The sequence below is a fragment of the Mycobacterium sp. 852002-51961_SCH5331710 genome (assembly GCF_001665535.1).
Taxonomy (GTDB): Bacteria; Actinomycetota; Actinomycetes; order Mycobacteriales; family Mycobacteriaceae; genus Mycobacterium.
Genome location: NZ_LZSQ01000125.1, coordinates 1 through 836 on the forward strand (window position 1 = coordinate 1; position 836 = coordinate 836).

At 61.8% G+C, this 836-nt stretch carries 1 protein-coding gene; it reads left to right on the forward strand.

Annotated elements, in window-relative coordinates; genetic code table 11:
• Positions 1 to 24: 24 nt before the first annotated feature.
• Positions 25 to 836 (forward strand): MlaE family ABC transporter permease (locus A5752_RS25030; RefSeq protein ID WP_067091716.1); only part of this gene is annotated, 812 nt, incomplete at its 3' end.

Consider the following 836-nt stretch of genomic DNA (forward strand, 5'->3'; position numbering starts at 1 on the left):
CGACGGGTTAGCGGGGGTCGCCGAATGGGCACGGTTCAGGTTCTTCGTAGTACGTATCCGCGGTTTACTCGGGGTGCGCGCCGTCCGGTGGACTTTTTGGGTCGTATCGGCGATCACATGCTGTTTTATCTGCGCGCGTTGGGTGGGGTGCCGCATGCGGCGGTGCACTTCCGCAAGGAGATCGTGCGGTTGATCGCCGAGATCTCGATGGGTGCGGGCACGTTGGCGATGATCGGCGGCACGGTCGCGATCGTGGGGTTTTTGACGTTGGCCGCCGGTGGCACGTTGGCGGTGCAGGGTTATTCGTCGTTGGGCGATATCGGTATCGAGGCGTTGACGGGGTTTTTGGCGGCGTTCATCAACGTGCGTATCGCGGCGCCGGTGGTGGCCGGGATCGGGTTGGCGGCCACGTTCGGGGCCGGGGTGACCGCGCAGTTGGGCGCGATGCGTATCAACGAGGAGATCGATGCGCTGGAGTCGATGGCGATTCGGCCGGTGGAGTATCTGGTCTCTACGCGCATCGTGGCCGGGATGGTGGCGATCACGCCGCTGTACTCGATCGCGGTGATCTTGTCGTTTGTGGCCTCGCAGTTCACCACGGTGGTGTTGTTCGGTCAGTCCGGGGGGCTTTATGACCATTATTTCGACACGTTTTTGAACCCGATCGATTTGTTGTGGTCGTTTCTGCAGGCGGTGTTGATGGCGATCACGATCTTGTTGATTCACACCTACTTCGGCTACTTTGCCTCGGGCGGGCCGTCGGGTGTGGGGGTTGCTGTGGGCAACGCGGTGCGTACCTCGCTGGTGGTCGTCGTATCGGTCACCTTGCTGGTCTC